12 protein-coding genes are annotated in these 18,491 nt (G+C 42.4%); 4 read left to right on the top strand and 8 right to left on the bottom strand.

The window, feature by feature from the left end:
* Positions 1 to 869: 869 nt before the first annotated feature.
* From murI to NLP_RS24180, 4 genes are all read right to left on the bottom strand, one after another.
* Positions 870 to 1,736, bottom strand: coding sequence for a glutamate racemase (murI, locus tag NLP_RS24195; RefSeq protein WP_104908547.1), 867 nt, complete (start codon positions 1,734 to 1,736; stop codon positions 870 to 872).
* Between the two features lie 129 nt (positions 1,737 to 1,865).
* Entirely contained in the window at positions 1,866 to 3,767 is a 1,902-nt protein-coding gene (locus NLP_RS24190) for an N-acetylmuramoyl-L-alanine amidase (protein ID WP_104908546.1), read from the bottom strand.
* Positions 3,768 to 4,277: 510 nt separating this feature from the next.
* Positions 4,278 to 6,155: an N-acetylmuramoyl-L-alanine amidase gene (locus NLP_RS24185; RefSeq protein ID WP_104908545.1), complete on the bottom strand. Its 1,878-nt coding sequence runs from the start codon at positions 6,153 to 6,155 to the stop codon at positions 4,278 to 4,280.
* 569 nt (positions 6,156 to 6,724) lie between these two features.
* Complete coding sequence (locus NLP_RS24180; protein WP_104908544.1) at positions 6,725 to 8,203, bottom strand: cation:proton antiporter; 1,479 nt, start codon at positions 8,201 to 8,203, stop codon at positions 6,725 to 6,727.
* A 438-nt stretch (positions 8,204 to 8,641) separates the two neighbouring features.
* Here NLP_RS24180 and NLP_RS24175 point away from each other — a divergent pair, with 438 nt between their 5' ends.
* Entirely contained in the window at positions 8,642 to 9,385 is a 744-nt protein-coding gene (locus NLP_RS24175) for an SIMPL domain-containing protein (protein WP_104908543.1), read from the top strand.
* Between the two features lie 73 nt (positions 9,386 to 9,458).
* Here NLP_RS24175 and NLP_RS24170 read toward each other — a convergent pair whose 3' ends face one another.
* A complete protein-coding gene (locus NLP_RS24170) occupies positions 9,459 to 9,821 on the bottom strand; it encodes a single-stranded DNA-binding protein (RefSeq protein WP_104908542.1) in 363 nt (120 codons plus the stop codon).
* Between the two features lie 373 nt (positions 9,822 to 10,194).
* Between NLP_RS24170 and NLP_RS24165 the strand changes: the two genes are divergently transcribed.
* From NLP_RS24165 to mreD, 3 genes are all read left to right on the top strand, one after another.
* A complete protein-coding gene (locus NLP_RS24165; RefSeq protein ID WP_104908541.1) occupies positions 10,195 to 11,202 on the top strand; it encodes a rod shape-determining protein in 1,008 nt (335 codons plus the stop codon).
* A gap of 101 nt (positions 11,203 to 11,303) precedes the next feature.
* On the top strand, positions 11,304 to 12,095 hold the full coding sequence (gene mreC, locus NLP_RS24160) for a rod shape-determining protein MreC (RefSeq protein WP_104908540.1): 792 nt from the start codon (positions 11,304 to 11,306) through the stop codon (positions 12,093 to 12,095).
* A 25-nt stretch (positions 12,096 to 12,120) separates the two neighbouring features.
* Positions 12,121 to 12,741 carry a rod shape-determining protein MreD gene (gene mreD, locus NLP_RS24155; RefSeq protein WP_104908539.1) on the top strand — a complete coding sequence of 207 codons (621 nt, stop codon included), beginning with the start codon at positions 12,121 to 12,123 and terminating at the stop codon, positions 12,739 to 12,741.
* A 441-nt stretch (positions 12,742 to 13,182) separates the two neighbouring features.
* Here the strand turns inward: mreD and NLP_RS24150 are convergent, their stop codons facing one another.
* The 3 genes from NLP_RS24150 to NLP_RS24135 form a co-directional block, all read right to left on the bottom strand.
* On the bottom strand, positions 13,183 to 13,905 hold the full coding sequence (locus NLP_RS24150; protein ID WP_104908538.1) for a carbonic anhydrase: 723 nt from the start codon (positions 13,903 to 13,905) through the stop codon (positions 13,183 to 13,185).
* Positions 13,906 to 14,717: 812 nt separating this feature from the next.
* On the bottom strand, positions 14,718 to 17,723 hold the full coding sequence (locus NLP_RS24140; RefSeq protein WP_199784679.1) for a diguanylate cyclase domain-containing protein: 3,006 nt from the start codon (positions 17,721 to 17,723) through the stop codon (positions 14,718 to 14,720).
* 75 nt (positions 17,724 to 17,798) lie between these two features.
* Positions 17,799 to 18,482 carry a GAF domain-containing protein gene (locus NLP_RS24135; RefSeq protein ID WP_234017048.1) on the bottom strand — a complete coding sequence of 228 codons (684 nt, stop codon included), beginning with the start codon at positions 18,480 to 18,482 and terminating at the stop codon, positions 17,799 to 17,801.
* Positions 18,483 to 18,491: the final 9 nt, after the last annotated feature.

Raw genomic sequence — 18,491 nt, 5'->3', positions numbered from 1 at the left:
AATTTCGTTGCCAAGAGTAAGGCTAAATTTCTCCAGATTGAGGTGTAGCTCTGCAAAAAATTTGAAATTTAGCAGCCGAATAAGCTCAAAATTCAGGGTCGTTGTGTTACGCTAAAATATAGGAATTTTAAATTTTGTAAGATATTCAGGCTCTACAAGTAAAATCAGCTACTAGTTGATTTTACTGAGTTAGTTGGTGTTGTGAATCTAAAATAAATATTCGTCGGTTAGGTTAAGGGAATAAATTCTTTAATTTTTCCTACGATACGCGAAACTCATGATTTGGAGTTGTGTGATACCCCTGTGGGAAGGTGCTACACGTCCTCAGCGCACGTTGAGCGCAAGCATTGCTCTTTTCACAGTAGTTTGAGCAAAAATAAAGCAGATCGAGTAGACCGCTGAAAATCGTAGTTTTAGATTGCTAAACGGCAAGTTAACTGCTGTGGGATCTATGGTCTGCAAGAAGTCGCGTTAAATCATAAATTCTTTGTCCGTAGAGGATTTTATCTCTATAGGTAATTTTGCTATAGGAAACTATAGCCATCAAGAATGCACTTGCTTGGCTGAGGTTCTACTAATTTTATGGAATTTTATATTTGTTTAGAAGGGTGCTAGTAGAACAATGATTTACGGAAGTATACCTATGATGATTTTTATTTTAGCCTCTGGATATTTGTTCACAGTCTACCTGCTATTAGCATTGGCGAAGCGAACGGGTACAAAGACTGTTCCTACAAGTTTCCCTTCATCATCTGAAGGAAAACACAAACAGGAGGTATCAGTCAATAGTCAATAGTCATTTGTCTTTCGTCCTTTGTCCTTGGTCATTTGTTTTGATTAAATGACTAAGGACTAAGGACTAATTAGTTTTATTGGAGTTGGGAAATAGCGATATCAGTGAAGGAAACCTCTTCAACCATTGGGGTATAGCCTAGCCACTGCACTCCTGACTGGGAAAACTGTTGCGGACAACCGCTAACAGCGAAGCGAGTTGGTAGTGATAGGTGAGTATTTCTTAAGCCTAGTAAGTCTAGTTCTTGGGCACAAGCTGCCACAACATGAACAGCTGGATCGACCAACTGAACTTGAGAGGGGAGGAGCGATCGCAATACTGGTGTAAGGTGGGGATAATGAGTACAGCCGTGAACTAAAATGTCAATTTCTTGCTCTAATAAAGGCTCTAGGTAGGCTCGTGCGACTTCCGCAGTGTAAGGATCGTGAATGCGGTTTTGCTCAATCAGTGGCACAAACTCCGGGCATCCAACTTGCCAGACTTGGACATCGGGAGCAATTTCGAGAATAGCGTGTTTATAAGCATTACTTTTCGCTGTAGCTGGAGTGGCAATTACACCAATCCGCTTTCCTTGCTGCACCGCAGCTTTTGCACCCGGTAGGATTACTCCCAAAATAGGTAGGCTGAATTCTTGACGCACGGTTTCTAGGGCTAAGGCAGAACTGGTGTTGCAAGCCATAATTACCATTTTTACTTGCTGCTGCTGTAGCCAGGTAATAATTTCACGTGTAAATCGTAAAATTTCTGCTTGTGAACGAATTCCGTAAGGAAGTCTAGCTGTATCCCCAAAGTAAACAATTGATTCATTGGGGAGTTGTCGATATATTTGTCGTAGTACTGTTAGCCCACCCACACCACTATCAAAGATGCCAATTGGGGCACGTTGGGGTTCTCGATCGGAAAAATCGTCAAGATTCCCTTCAAAAATGGAAGATGAATACACAGGCAGATATATATTTAGGTTTTGGGATTTAAAATACAGAATTTAGCAGACAATCTCTAATTTGACCACTAAATTCTGCGCCTCAAAGAAGTTTAAATACCACCTCTTTAATTAGTAATTTGTATTATATTACCTCTGCTGTAAGTATTTTAGGATGCCACGAGCGATCGCTTCTGCCATCCGATTTTGATATTCTGGTGTTCCCAATCTGGGATTATCCTCGTAACCAGTCATATAGCCTGTTTCTACTAAAATCGAAGGCATGGAGCTTTTTCTCAGAACATAGAATCTGGCTTTGCGGGTTCCGCGGTCTTTGATAGTACCGATGTCCTGGAGGATGGTTTTACGAACTACTTCAGCCAGATTGTAACCACTATCGAAATAATATACTTCTAACCCATTGACATCAGGGCGATTATCAACGGAATTAGCGTGAATGCTAACAAACAAAGTTGCATTAACCCGCTTGGCAATATCTACCCGTCCTTGAAGTTCTACGAAAAAGTCGGCATCCCGCGTAAGCACCGCTTGTACACCATTTTGCTCTAAAATTGCTCCTACCCTTTTTCCAATAGGTAGAATTACATTCTTTTCCAAAAGTCCCCCAAGACCGGGGGCACCTGAGTCTTTTCCCCCATGTCCTGGGTCAATAACTACCAGCAATTTCCCTTTAGGAACCGAGGGGCGTGGTGGTGACTGAGAGATTGGACGGGGATTATCTATGGGATTTGGTAATTGACCTTGGTCTGGCGATGGCAGGGGAGGTAAAGTAATGGGCGGTGTGATGCTGCTACTAGAGCGTCTTAATTCTAAAGCTAAAAGCTGGTCGCCAATCTGGTTGAGTTCCCCAATTTGTACTCCGGCTGCTGGTTGAACTAAGACGGTGACAGTGTTGGATTCTTGTGGTTGCAGGCGTACTCGCAGAATCGGGCTATTAGGATTGAAAGTAGGGCCTGTGACTTTGGGAGCTAACTTAGCATTGTTGATAGTGATGCGGAACAGACCAGAGGTTCTATCCCAGCCTCCTGTAGCAGATAAAGTTTGGTCGGCTCGAATCAGCAGTTGTGTGCCATTATTAGCTAGTTGCACAGACTGAATGCTAGCAGTTGTGTTACTTGGTGTTATGGGACGTGGACTGTTATTTCCAGGCAGCTGGGCAACCCCACGACTGGGTAGAACTACAAAACCACCAGCACTGCTAGTGGTTGCTCGCCAATTTGGACTATTTTCATCTACTTGTAAAGTTAGGCGAACAACAGATGGGCTGGTTTGCAGCTGGGTGAATTGAATACGGCTGACACCATAGCGATTAATCGATAAATCTCGCTGCTCTAAACTTGGTGATAGAGTTGCACCAGCAATGTCGATGTTAATTGCCTTTTGATCGTTGCTACGATTTACCTGAATCTGAGGATTGCCACCATTGGTGCGGACAAAAAACCCATCACCAGTAACTTGTAAGTTCTCAATTTGAGTAACTTTGGCGACAACCATTCTGTTGTTAGGTGGATTTACAGAGCCGCTTGTCACCACATTGTAAATATTCCTTGGGGGAAATGTTGGTGTAGATGTTCTGGGTGAAGTATTAGTGGCTAAAGCTTGTTCTGGTTGCCCTTCAGTGTTTCTTGCGGGTGCATTGTCGGCTTCTGGCGTAGGTAATTGCACTGTCCAGCGATCGCCAGTTGTACCCACAAATCGCACTCGTTTGGGGTCTAAACTATAACCAGGAGTCAGTTCAACAACTATGCGCGTTGTTTGTTCGTCAAATTGCCCAACACGGATCGAACGAATTGCACCGCCTACTTGTTGGGTTAGCTGCGGGCGACCAAATGAGGTTCCTGGTAAATCAATTACTAGACGAGTCGGGTTAAAGATTAATTGTGCTTGGGGTTGAACATCCCCTTGAGTATTAAATTCCAGCCTGTTTTGATTAGCATCAAAACGCCAAGATTCAAGTCTCGCGGCCATTGCCGGCGACGATAGCATGAAGATGGTTCCAATAGTACTGGATAGTAACCAGCGTAATTTCACAGTCTTTTCTCCTGATTCACATTTATGGGAGCCGTCAACATCTCAACATATTGGCTAATCCTCACACCGTCACCGCGCACACTTGAGTTTTGCGCTGTTATTTAAGACACAGCTAATGGCGTAAAATATAGCACGCTCCTCTGATTTTGCCATGTGATTAGCCTATATAAATAGGACTGCTAATTTTAAATTTTAGATTCCCGATTTTAGTTTTCTGCCAGATTAGCGTCCTGCTACATTAACACCTCTTGTAGGTGATACAAATCCAAAATCCAAAATCGTTCGACTGAGCGTAGCCGTACTCCTCCAGGGAAGCAAGTTACGCGTAGCGTTCCGCAAAAAAGTCTAAAATCCAAAATTTTTTGACTTGCAAAGTATCAAATGACAATAACAAAGAAGTCACTCCTATCCCGCCGCAAGAATACTTAAATTGTTTTACTACTAAATTGGATAAAAATGGTAAAGATTAGATGTACTTACTCAACAATTTAAAAATTTAGACTAAATTACTTATCTTCTCTTGAGATACTGAAGAACGCCACGAGCGATCGCTTCTGCCATTTGATTTTGGTAAGCTGAGGTTCTGAGCCTAGCCATATCCTGTCGCCCAGTCATATAACCCGTTTCTACGAGAATCGAGGGCATAGAACTTTTTCTGAGGACATAAAATCTGGCTCGCCGCACTCCCCTGTCTTTGAGAGTACTAATACTTTGAAGAATGCTACTGCGGACAATGCGAGCTAAATCCAGACCGCTGTCGTAATAATATACTTCCAAGCCATTAACATCGGGACGACTTGCACCTGCGGAATTTGCGTGGATGCTTACAAACACATCAGCATTAGCTCGCTCTGCTAATTGCACCCGTCCCGGAAGGGTAACAAAATAGTCAGAATCCCGCGTCAGAATCACTTGTACACCATGTTGCTGCAAAATCTCACCCAGCCTTTTACCAATAGGCAAGATAACATCTTTTTCACGCGCCCCCCCAATGCCAAGCGCTCCTGAGTCTTTACCACCATGTCCGGGGTCAATAATTACTACCACTCGCCCATTGGTAACTCGGCGCTGTGGTTGTATTATGGGTTGAGGATTTGGATTGTTTAAGTCTGGGAATGGCCCACGGTTTGGTGGTGGTAGCCCAGGTAAAGCATAAGGAGGTCTTCCGGGGAGGGTGACAACTCGCCGAGAACCTTGTATTGGTACCAAAAGCTGGTCGCCGATTTGCTGGGGTTGCCCAAGTTGCACTCCGCCTGCTGGTTGAATTAAAGCAACCACTGTATTAGATGCTTGAGGTTGCAGACGTACCCGAAGAATCGGGCTATTGGGAGCAAAAGTAGGCCCTGTAACTCTGGTAGCTAACTTGGCATTGGTAATTGTGACGCGGAAGATACCTGAGGATCTATCCCAGATTCCCGTAGCAGATAAAGGTTGGTTGCCTCGAATTAGCAGTTGTTTGCCATTATCGGCAAGTTGCACAGACTCAATTGTTGCTGGCGAGTTATTGACAGATGTTCTACTGGGAAAGGAAACGGCATTTGACTGATTGTCTAAATTATTACTTCTGGGCAATCTGACAACGCGACTAGGTAAAACTATCAAACCACCATCGTTACTATTAGTTGCTCGCCAATCGGGACTATTTTTATCTACTTGCAAAGTTAGGCGGACACCAGGAGGTTGGGTTTGCAATGAGGTGAATTCGACGCGGCTAATACCATGTTTGTTAACGGGTATATTCCTCTGCTGCGTCAGACGTGGTGATAAAGATGCACCAGAGATATCTACGAAGATGGTAGCGCGATCGCGGCTGCGAATTACCTGAATTGGAGGATTACCACCACTGGTACGAATGAACAACCCATCGCCTGTTACTTGTAAGTTTTCAATTTGAGTTGCCCCTCGTGTAGTAGTGGCAACCCTTGAAATATTAGGTTGAGGTTCGGAGTCTGGGGTAACTACACTGTACGCGCTTCTAGGAGATGAAGCTACTTTTTCGACTGCTGGCTTCGGTAATTGCACCGTCCAGCGATCGCCAGATGTACCAACAAATTGCACTCGTTTGGGGTCTAAAGTGTAACCAGGAGTCAGTTCAACAACTATGCGTGTTGTATCTGCATCAAACTGTCCAACACGGATTGAGCGAATTCCACCACCCACCTGTTGGGTTAACTGCGGACGACCAAATGTAGTTCCCGGCAAATCAATTACCAGCCGAGTTGGATTAAAAATTAATTGTGCTTGGGGTTGAACTGCTCCCACAGTATTAATTTCCAGCCTGTTTTGATTGGCATCAAAGCGCCAAGATTCAAGTCTCGCGGCCATTGCTGGCGACGATAGCATGAAGATAGTTCCAATAGTGCTGGGTAGTAACCAGTGTAATTTCACAGTCCTTTCTCCTAATTCACATTCATGGGAGCCGTCAATATCTCAACTCATTGGTAAATCATCACACCATCACCACCTCAACTTGACCTTTGAATCCCTTTTTTGATTTTTAAGCTGGAATTTAGACACACTTAAATCAGTTATCAGGTTTCAAATTCAGTTTAAATCCCCATGCGAAACCTTCTACCTGTAGAGGTAGAAAACTCTGACTCCCAATAAAGCTAGAAAACTGATAATTGATAGCTGTTTACTGATAAGTGTTTATTCTTTGTTGCCATCGATGCACTGAGTAAATAATTCCCATTACTGTCAAACGATCTAGCAAAATTTATGGGTGTTACTCCCCAATTATCTGAAAAATATTTAGATAAAGGCTCACAAGCCGAGGGAGACTGGAAATAAGTAACATTCTGAATGCTGGAAGAAATTATAAACAAACGATTATTCTACAATCAGATGGGACGGAGATTTGAGAATAGAAGTTTCCACTGCACAATTGGGAGCAAGGGAGCAGAGGAGCAGAGCAGAGAAAGAGCAATGCCCAATGCCCAATGCCCCATGCCCAATAATTAACGATCGCCAGAATCTGGGGTTACTCCCAAATTACCGCTGTCATTTGATGCTGGCACCCTTGACTGAGGTGGTTCAATTACCAACGAAGTCCCAGAGGAACCGTCTAAAATTAGTTGCTCTGAGCTTTCGTCCACGGTTTTTGGATCTGGAAATACAAATCGTAACAAGGGAGGAGCTAAAAAGGTTGTCAAGATAACCATCATGATAATTGCTGCCCCTAATGGTTTCGAGAGAGCGCCACTGGCAGCGCCGACACCAGCAAACACTAACCCAACCTCGCCTCTGGGAATCATCCCCACACCGATCGCTAAACGGTTGATTCCCGGTTGACCAAACACGCTTAAGCCTGTGATTACTTTACCGAGAATGGCTACTGTAATCAGGAAAGTTGCCATAATTAGACCTTCACGATTGTCGGGAATTGCTGGGTTTAATACTCCCAAATCAGTTTTTGCCCCAACAGTCACAAAGAAAATTGGCACTAATATATCGGCAATGGGAGATACTTGCTTTTGCAGTTCTTTACGCTTATCTGTCTCTTCTAGGACTAAACCTGCTGCAAAAGCTCCCAGAATTGCTTCTAACTGGATGACGGCGGCAAAGTATGCCATAGCAAAGGCAAAAATAAATGCTGGGATTACCAGTCCACCACGTGTTTTGAGTTGATCAGCGATCGCTACAAAGGACTTATTGAAAACATTCCCTAGTAGGATTGCTCCCAAAATAAAACCAGTGGCGCTAATAATCAAATAAATGACTTTGCTGACATCCACCACGCCGTCTTTAGCTAGGCTAGCTACTACCGCTAAAACGATGATTCCCAGTACGTCATCAATTACCGCAGCACCCAAAATAATTTGCCCTTCTTTAGAATTGAGCCGCCCCAATTCTGACAGCACCTTGGAAGTCATACCAATACTAGTAGCAGTCAAAGCCGCCCCGGCAAAAATTGCGGGTACAGCGCTAATACCAAACAAAGTCATCAGTCCCACAGTCCCCGCGGCAAAGGGTACTGCTACCCCCACGACTGCGACGACAGTGGCTTGGATACCAACTGCCATTAAATCTTTTAAATTCGACTCCAAGCCGATTTCAAACAGCAGAATAATCACACCCAATTCTGCCAAAACGGAAATGACCTCGGACTGGGCTGCAAACACCGCTGGAGTGGCTTCAGGCGTTAAACCAGCAGTGGTTTGAAGAAAGGACACAATCAAAGAATTAGAACTGTCTGTGCCGCCTTCTGGAAAAACTAAAAGATGGAAAACAGAGATGCCAACTACCACACCGCCAACGAGTTCGCCTAAGACAGGCGGCAAACCCACTTGGTTTGATAACTCTCCACCAACTTTGCTGGCGAGATAAATGACTACTAAGCTTAGTAGCACTGCTTCGACTACCATTGAACTGTCTGCGGCTTGTGTTGCGCCAGCCAGCAGCGGAAAAGAGAAGTTGATTGGTTCTAACAAATGCATTAGGTTCTCTGAAAATCCTTCTCTTTGATTCTGACGCGTTTCTGAAAAACATCATATAAAGACATAATCTGAATTCAAAATGAATACAGTGTAAACGTTTCATTTACGCTGTGCAGTATTAGTGTATTTTTTTATTATCCAAAAATGTAACCATTTCCGCTTTTGACGATCGCAGTGTCAAAGTAAGAACATAGAAATCGTATCTGGCGATCGCACTTGAGTTGTGAAAAACTTGTGGTGGTTGTTGACCGTACCAATTTTAGATTTTAGATTTTAGATTTTAGATTATTTCGGTTCATGCCCCGCACCCTTCTGGTCGGGGTCAATCCAAAATCGCAAATCTAAAATCCAAAATTGTTTGACTCTCAACGACCACCAGAAGATTGCTACATACGTTTATTCAAAACATCTGTGGATACTTTGAGGAGTGCAAATATTATGACTAGAGCCGCTTTACCCGGTTCTCAGTTTCCATCGGGAAACTTGTGGAAAATACTGCCTTTAGCAATGCTTTTATGTGCAACTTTTGTACTACCTGCATTTGCACAAGAAAAAGATAAATTGTGGCGAACCCTTAGTGTCAGTGGTCGCGGAGTCGAAACAATTCCGACAACTCTGGCACAAGTCAGTTTAGGAGTGGAGATTCAGGGGAAAACAGCCCAAGAGGTACAACAAGAAGCCGCTCAGAGGTCATCTGCGGTGGTTGCATTTCTCAAGAGCAAAAATGTTGAAAAATTACAAACCACTGGTATCCGTCTCAACCCGGTTTACAGCTATACCAATAATGTGCAGCGGATTACAGGCTATGCTGCCAATAACACTGTAAGTTTTAGAATTCCTGTTGAGCAAGCTGGGACATTATTGGATGATGCAGTCAAAGCCGGTGCGACACAAATTAACGGCATTAGTTTTGTTGCCAACGATCAAGCGATCGCAGCTGCTCAAAAGCAAGCATTAAAAGAAGCTACTCAAGACGCGCGGCAGCAAGCTGATGCCGTTTTTAGTGCCTTGGGTTTTAAATCCAAAGAAATAGTCAGCATTCAAGTTAATAATGCTAGTGCGCCTCCACCACCACCAATGTTTTTACGGGCTGAGGCTGCGAAATCAGCTGATGCTTCTACCCCGATTGTTGGTGGTGAACAAGAAGTAGAAGCATCGGTGACGCTACAAATTAGTTATTAGTCATTTGTCATTAGTGCTTTGTCCTTTCTTCTAATAAAAGACAAAGCACTAATAATCAATGCCCAATGCCCAATTAAAAATGTTCTGAAGACATATCTCCTGTACCGCCTTCTGCATCTCGCTTAGAGCCTAATAAATCCAGCTGATCTACTTGGATAACTGGGGATGATCGGTTTGCTCCTGTTTGGCGATCGCTCCATGTGTCAAACTTCAAAGAACCTTTGACAGCAATTTGCTTGCCTTTCCGTACATAATTACCTGCCACCTCCGCCGTTTTTCCCCATAGTTCCAAATTAAACCAGTCGGTATGTTCACCTTCTTTTGTGCGACGATTAACAGCTAGTGTTAATCTACACTTCACACTACCAGACTCAAAATACTTAATCTCTGGGTCGCCGCCTACACGACCAATGAGGGTGACAACATTGATACTCATCGCGTTACCTTTCAGTACAAACGTACTTAGCAATTCTGACTTTCATCATAGCGAATTGTGAAAGACTTGAAAATAATGTGTTAAACAGTTAACAATATAATTGACTTGAAAATTTATACACACTATTTGGAGTAAACACATAAAAATATACGGATATACTTATCTAACCAGAGAATATCAAAAAGTACGGTGCTTGAGACATACTAAATATTTCTGGGAATCATATAAAAATATTGTCTAGTTTACTCAACTTAGGATACAAACATAATCGAATCAAGCACGATTAACTATTACCGTTGTAGTCAAGAAGTATCGCACATAGGGGGCTTACAGACGCGTGGGTATTTTTAGGAACTTTCGCACTTCATGGGATATGGGTATCGACCTCGGTACCGCAAACACCCTGGTGTATGTATCTGGTAAAGGTATTGTACTACAAGAACCTTCTGTAGTTGCGATCGATGTCAACGAAAAGGTTGCACTAGCAGTAGGAGAAGAAGCCAAAAAAATGCTCGGTCGCACACCGGGAAATGTGATTGCCCTCCGCCCTTTGCGGGATGGTGTAATCGCTGACTTTGAGATAGCTGAGCTGATGCTCAAAAGCTTTATTCAGCGTGTAAATGAAGGTAAATCTTTGATTTTACCCCGGATTGTCATTGGTATTCCCAGTGGGGTCACAGGAGTAGAAAGGCGAGCTGTTATGGATGCAGCTCACCAAGCAGGAGCAAGAAAAGTTTATTTAATTGATGAGCCTGTAGCTGCGGCTATTGGTGCAGGATTACCTGTTGCCGAAGCAACTGGCAACATGATCATCGATATTGGTGGTGGGACAACAGAAGTTGCAGTGCTGAGTCTTCAAGGTACGGTAATCAGCGAATCAGTACGCATTGCGGGAGATGAACTGACTGATGCGATCGTTCAGTATATTAAGAAAGTTCATAATTTAGTCATTGGTGAACGTACTGCCGAGGAAATCAAGATTCGGATGGGTTCTGCCTATCCGACTAATGATGATAATGACGCCATGATGGAAGTCCGAGGCTTACACCTGCTTTCTGGTCTACCGCGAACTGTAACAATCAAAGGCCCGGAAATCCGTGAAAGTATGTTGGAACCGCTATCAGTAATTATAGAAGCTGTGAAGCGGACACTGGAACGCACACCGCCAGAACTGGCAGCAGACATTATTGACAGAGGTATTATGTTAGCTGGAGGCGGTGCTTTGCTCAAAGGCATAGATACCCTCATTAGCCATGAAACAGGGATTATTACCCACATTGCTGCCGATCCTTTGAGCTGTGTTGTGCTGGGAACAGGTCGTGTGTTAGAAAACTTTAAACAGTTGGAACGAGTTGTTACCGAAAGCTCTCGCAATATGTAGCAAAAAAAATATCAGAATTGAGTTCTATTTGAGTTCTATTTGGGTTCTATATAAATAGAATCCAAGTAGAACTTAATTTATATAAGTACATTCAGGTATATATGGTGACAATACGGCGTTGGTGGGATCGTAAAGAGTTGCAAATTGGCTTGTTAGCTTTAGTACTTGGTAGTGCTTGGATATTGCGACAGACTCAAGGTGAACTAGTGCTTGAGACATACCAGGCAATTACCCGTCCATTAGAGATATTGCAGTCAGGACCAACTCCAGAAGAACGTCTTAGAGATGCCCGGATAATGGAATTGCAAACCCGTATAGTAGATTTGGAAAGTCAAAAGACAAAGTTACAAGATTTATTAGGCTATGTGGAAAAAGAGCCGCTGGCATCACGACCAATTCCAGCACGGGTGGTAGGACGTAGTGCTGACCAGTGGTGGCAACAAGTTACGCTGAATCGCGGTGCGAATGCGGGGATTCAGGAAGGCTTCATAGTCAAGGCAGAAGGCGGATTAGTGGGTTTGGTGGAAAGTGTAACTCCCAATACTAGCCGCGTGTTGTTAATCAGTGACCTCAAGAGTCAAGTGGGTGTATCGATTAGCCGCACAGCAGCTAAAGGCGTTTTACGAGGAGATTCTTCTGCTGAAGCTGTATTGGAGTTTTATGAAAAAGTTCCAAATGTTAAAGTAGGAGATTTAGTTTCCACATCTACTTACAGTCAGAAATTTCCCTCCGGTTTGGCAGTAGGACGAATTAAGTCGCTGGATTTAAAGAAACTTCCGGCATCAGTGGCGAAAATTGAGCTTTTTCCACCAATCCGCTCTCTCGATTGGGTAGCTGTTTATCCCAAACCAGAAAACCAATCGGCAAATCAAGCGCCGCAAAAGTCTAAGTAAATTCTTTGAAAAAATCCATAGAAAAATGAAGATTCCTGCATTTGGTGGTAGCAGGCAGAAAAAGCCAAAATCGTCAGCGCGAAAATCGAAATTCCAAATCCAGCCGCTTGCTCGTTGGCATCCCGGTATACGTCAGTTGTTTGGTTGGATAGTGACGGCTATTTCTGTACTGTTATGTTTACTATTATTACCAACCCGATTCCCAGGTATGGAATTGTTAGGAATTGGCCCTAACTGGCTATTAATTTGGGTGGTAGCTTGGAGTGTAAAGCGCACGGTGTTTGCCGGAGCATTGGCAGGTATAGTTCTCGGGCTACTCCAAGATTCAATGACATCACCTAATCCAAGTCATGCCATCAGTTTAGGGATAGTGGGAGTTTTAACTGGTCTGCTCCAAAAACAGCGTTTTATCGAAGAAGATTTTATTTCAATTGCTGTAATTGTTTTTGTTATGGCAGTTTTGGCAGAAACTATCTTTGGGTTGCAATTAACTTTGCTCGGTAATGAGCGCAAGGTGACAGATATTTGGATATATTACCAGCGGGTCGCTCTTGCTTCTGCCATTCTGAGTAGTCTGTGGGCACCTGTGGTCTATTATCCGTTGAATCTTTGGTGGCAGCGGATAAAATTGTTGGAGCAACAGTAAAGGGAGTTAGAAGTTAAGAAAGGGAAAAGTTACAGGTTACAGGTGACAGTCAAAAAAATTATCTTCTGTACCCTGTAACCTAAATCATTATGGAATTTGGGCAACCTCTGGTAATATGGATTCAAACTACAGTGAATAACTCTTAACCCCAGCGTATTGAATTTTAATTGGAAATTAACCTATTTAGTAACTTTTCTTAACTGTGTTTTCCGAAGCATTTAGTTATTGTATTTAGGGATACGCAATTATTTTTTACAAATAAGCGCTAACCAATCAAACATGGCTAGAATATACTATACCTTCCTGGCAGGCGGCCTTGTTATATAGTCCCTGCTGGGTTTATTTATTACAAGCTTTAAGTTTTTTCTAAATTTTCGTGCGTTTGCATTAGCATAGATCAACATCGAACTAAGAATTCTACACTTAAAAAGTGTGAGATATTCAAGTAATAATGTTGACTTTACCAGTATCAATATCGTAACAAGCACCAACAATTTTTAGTTTACCTTCACGGAGCAATTTAGCTAAAATAGTTGAGCTTTCTTGCAATTTTTCAGTTTGATACTGAATGTTGGCTATAACTGCATCTTGCATATTATCACCCGTTTTGAACTTTACCCTTTCTACAGATGGTTTGATGCCCTCAATAATCAAACCAATTCTTCCTGGAAGTGGTTCGTTTTTGATTGCTTCTGCTACTGCACCGCATCTTCTATGACCCAAAACCATAATCAACTGCGAACCCAACACTACTGTAGAATATTCCAGACTACCTATAATCGTGTCACTGACAACATTACCAGCAACTCGCACGACAAATAAATCTCCAAGTCCTCGATCGAAGATAATTTCCGCAGGTACTCTAGAATCTGCACAGCCCAATATGGCGGCAAAGGGATACTGAGCTTTAGCAACTAATCGTAGGTGTTCTAGTGATTGATCGGGATATTGACGTTTTTGATGGATAAATCTTTGATTACCATCAAGCAAGCGTCTGATGGCTTCATTCGGATTGATTGAATTAGGGTTAACTGGGTGAATATCAGCAACAGCAGTTTGCTCTGGATTCCAAAAGCTATCACCAAAAGTAGTAGTTGCAATACCTACAACACTAGCGAATTTCAAGAAATTACGTCGCCCGACAAATCCATTAATTCGACTCATCAATCTACCTGACAACAACAAAGCTGTTCTCTAGAAGATATCAGACTTAAGTAAGATGCAAGAGTACCTGATGACACGGTTTAAGAGTCATTTAATATTCATGTGATTTAGAGTTGTTAGAATCCAATCTGCGTTAGCGATGAAAGCAGCTGAACAAGCGATATAAGATAGTCGTTAAAGCGGCTCTGTTGCTCCTTTTCTAAATTATAATAATCAATCAACTCATAAGTTTTTTAAAAGTCTTTCTGTGGAAAATTTTTAGACAGAGCAGAATTCAGAATTCATGAGTCAAAATGGGCTACGCTTTGCAGTGCTAACAGAAGCAAAACAGTTTTTTTACCTTGCTTCGAGACTTAGATTGTGTACTTATACCAATTCCATTAATGATTGCAACACATCCTTGGGTAAAGATGCGATGAATGGCGTCTCTACAAATAGTCTATTTGTCGCATTCTTTTTTCAAATTGGTATTAACTCACTTGAAATCTTCTGTAAATATAAAGTACTTCTATCTAAACTCAGGTTAGGCATCTCTTACCAGCAGTGGCGGCAAAACCAGTAGGTTTCTTGTAAACGAATGTGACAAAACATTTAGTTGGAAAAGCAAGGGCAGTTTGTCATAGAATTGTTGTTTTATTAAAAAAGTTAAACACAAACTAGTAGTTCGCTCTTGGCTTCACTACCAACAGCTTTAATTTATAAACAAAAAATAAAAAACTAATAAAGAAGTGAAAGTAGTTAAAAACTTTAGAAAATATTAACAATTACTTGATTAGCGTTGGGTGGCAAGAACCGCAGGTATCGCTCACTCTCTAAGACAGTCTATTTATACAAGAACGATTACGCCCGTTTGCTTTGGCTTGATAAAGGGCTTGATCTGCTGCCTCAATCAAATTTAAAGGAACCATATTGGGTGTTGGAATCACTGTAGCAATTCCAATACTCAAGGTGACGTGATGTTTCACAGCCGATGCTGCATGGGGAATATTTAGCTGTTCTAGAGCTTTATGAATTTCTTGGGCAACGTAAAAAGCCCCATCACTATCAGTGCTAGGCAAGATGACAACAAACTCTTCTCCGCCATAACGAGCAACTAAATCTCTAGAACGTTTGACACTTTGTTTGAAAGCTTGGGCAATAAAGCGCAAACAATCATCTCCAGTTGCATGACCATAAGTATCGTTATATTGTTTAAAATAATCAATGTCGCATAAAAGTAGTGAGACAAAACCTTGTTCTCGTAAAAGATATTGCCAGACAGAATTAAGTTTAATATCAAAACATCGGCGATTGGCGATTTGAGTTAATTCATCCACCATCACCATATTTTCAAGTTGCTGGTTAGCACGCTGCAATTGTTGATAAAGTTCTGATTGTTGAATAGCGATCGCTACCTGTGTTGCCAATTGCTGAAGCAGTTCGCTCTCCCAAGGTTGCCACTCACGCGGGGTGCTACAATCATGAGCAACCAAAAGTCCCCAAAGGCGATCGCCTTGTAAAATTGGTACAACTAGCTTGGCTCTGACTTGCAACTGTTGCAATAACTCTACATGACAAGGGGAAAATCCGGCGGTGTAGATATCTGGAGTGACTTTAAGGGTACTTTGTTGATAATACTGTCCCTGTGTTTCGACAAAATAGTTGTCTGTAATTTCCATATTCAAAATTGCTTGCCAACCTTCTGCTACAGACTCGGTGACAACCACACCACTCCAATCAGGGTTAAAGCGGTAGATGAGTACCCGATCGGTTTGCAGAAAATGTCGAACTTCGGCAACAGTTGTATTCAATATTTCATCTAAGTCCAAAGATTTGCGGATATGTTGAGCGATCGCATAGACCATGCGTTCCCGTTCTGTTTGCTGTTGCAGGGCAATTTGTGCCTGTTTGCGGTCTGTGATGTCTGTAAATGATGTCACCACCGCAGATGGTTTTGATTCATCGGATTCAAATAGTGGCTGAGAATTGATTGAAATCCAAGTCAAGCTATTATCAGGTTTGTAAACTCCCATAATCACGTTAAATTGGGGTTGTCCGGTGCGTAAAGTAACAACGGTGGGGTGAGTTTCCTCTGGAAAAAAAGTACCATTTTCATGAATAGCTTGCCATAGTGAAGCGATGGAAGTTCGCCCGATCATTTGATCGGCTGTTAACCCTAAAATTCTTTCGGCACTGTCGTTACAAGCGGTAATTCGCCCATCGGATTGCTGTAGGACAATACCTTCTGCCATCGCTGTAATTACGGAACGATAGCGTTGTTCGCCTTCTCGCAGTGCTTCTTCCATACGCTTGCGTTCAGTAATATCAGTATGGGTTCCTAACATCCGTAGGGGAAAACCATTGGCTGCGCGACTCGAAATTTGCCCCCGATCTAAAATCCACTTGTAGGTTCCATCTTTGCACTCGATCCGATATTCACTGACATATTGTTGGGTTTCACCGTACAAATGCTTGAGAATTTCCTCGTAAACCCTCGCTTTATCATCAGGGTGAACCCGTTGTTCCCATTCACTGAGGGTATTTCCAATTTCATCCTCTGCAAACCCTAACATTTTTTTCCACCGCCGGGAGAAAAAGACTTCGTTAGTTTCGGCATTCAAGTCCCAAACTCCGTCCCCATTTCCTTCCAAGGCATACTGCCATCTTTCTTCACTGGTTTTGAGTGCGGCTTCGATTTGTTTGCGTGGGGTGATGTCTTCAAAAATGTATAACCGCCCAAAGTATCGATCCTGAATATCCCGAATTTGGCTGGAAAAGCGGCGAATCGTTCGCCCATCGACAAATAAAATTTCATCCTCAATCGTGCTACGATTTTCTTCAGACTGCAACAGTTTAAAGGATTCGGCAAATGCCGATACATCAACAATTGAAGGTATACACTCAGGAATGATGTGATTATTTTTTAAAGCACCCAAACGCATTTGGTCTTCTAGATGTTCGATGCCCCAAATTTTACAGAAGTGATGATTGAAATAAAGGATTTCGTCGGTGTGATTGTCAACAACAAAGAATCCCAGCAAGGAAGTGTCAGTCATGGAACGCAGCAAAGTTTCCCGCCAGCGCAATTCTGACTCTGTACGCTGATGTTCTTGTAGCGCAGCTTGTTGCTTGGTAATATTCTTTTCGTTAACGAGGATAATGGAATTACCCGTTACAGGATCGCGGGTGCATCGTATATCTATCCCATGCCATTGAATCCCCTCAGTAGTGAACACCTGAGCCTCTATGCTGAACACCTCACCTAAATTAATCACTTCCATAGCTTGTTGCCCAACACTCTTGTCGACAAAGTGACTTAGGAAAATATTCTCAACTGACGAGTTAGGGTGCAGGGTATCCCGATAACAGCGAAGGGCTGCCGGGTTTTGCATCAAAGGTACACCATCCATCGTGTAAAGCGAGACGATCGCTGTGGTATGACGTAGGGCTTCAATCGATCTGAGTGTTTCTCGATCGATCTGATTGATAAGTTGTGTTGTTCCTTCAACCAGCATCGCTATTCGCCCTTGTTCAATTTGAATTCCAGAAAAGATGCAGCGAAGAGAAACAGGTTTTCCTTCTGGGTAAAATGTCCAGTTTTCAGCGATGGTTTTCCCTTGCTGAAATTCTTGCACATAGCTTTGCATTCGAGTGTGAGTAGACTGGGAAATATCACTGAAGTTGCGATTGAGCAATTCTTCTCGACTTTGAGCATTCCAAATATGCAGAGCGGATTGATTCGCCCACCACATCTGCAAATTTTGAATATCATAAATCCAAATTGGAGTTTGTAATCGGTCAAATGCAATCAAGTCTGCAACTGATATATTCTTTGGCAATGCTGTTCTTGTTGTAATGGATTCTCTAAAATTCTTATACAGAGTTTTTTTGATTGATCTCAGCTTCAACTTTGGCTAAACTGTCAAATTTTTTAGGTTTTGATTGAGTTGCAGCGTTAGGTTTTGGCAGGATGTAGCCTTTCGCTGATGGCGTTCTGCTTCCCCAAGAGCGATTCCTAGCTCTGCGGCTATCAGTTGGAAATACTCAATTTCTAAAGAACTCCATTGACGTGAGCCACTGCACTGGTGAGCAATTAGTAAGCCCCACAAATGAGGATATATATTAGAAACTCCATCAATTTCTTGATTGTTTACTAAAATTGGTACTACTAAATTAGCTCGAACCTGCAAGTCCGTTAATAACTTTTTATAACAAGGGTCAAGGTTTGTAGTATGAATGTCTTCAATGACACCGACGCTTCCATCTCGATATCGCTCTACCCATGTCGCATTGAAGCAAGGATCGTAAATTAATTGCCCTAAAATCAGTTTCCATTCATGACTTACAGACTCTTCTGCGATGACTCCATCTGCATCGGACAAAAAGCGATAGATAATAGCGCGATCGCTTTCTAAAGTTTTTCTAACTTCGCTGACAATAATCTTGAGAATTTCACTCACTCCAAGTGACTGATGAATTTGATCGGCGAGCATCCTAATTTGATCGAGGATTTGCTTTAAATCAATTTCAGAACCCGATAGACGATTGAACAGCATAGTAATATTATAGTAGTAGTCAATGTATCTAGCTTTCGTCAATGTATCTAG

Source organism: Nostoc sp. 'Lobaria pulmonaria (5183) cyanobiont', assembly GCF_002949795.1.
Lineage (GTDB): Bacteria > Cyanobacteriota > Cyanobacteriia > Cyanobacteriales > Nostocaceae > Nostoc.
Note: the sequence above shows the minus strand (reverse complement) of the source record. Positions and strands in the feature narration are given on the sequence as shown.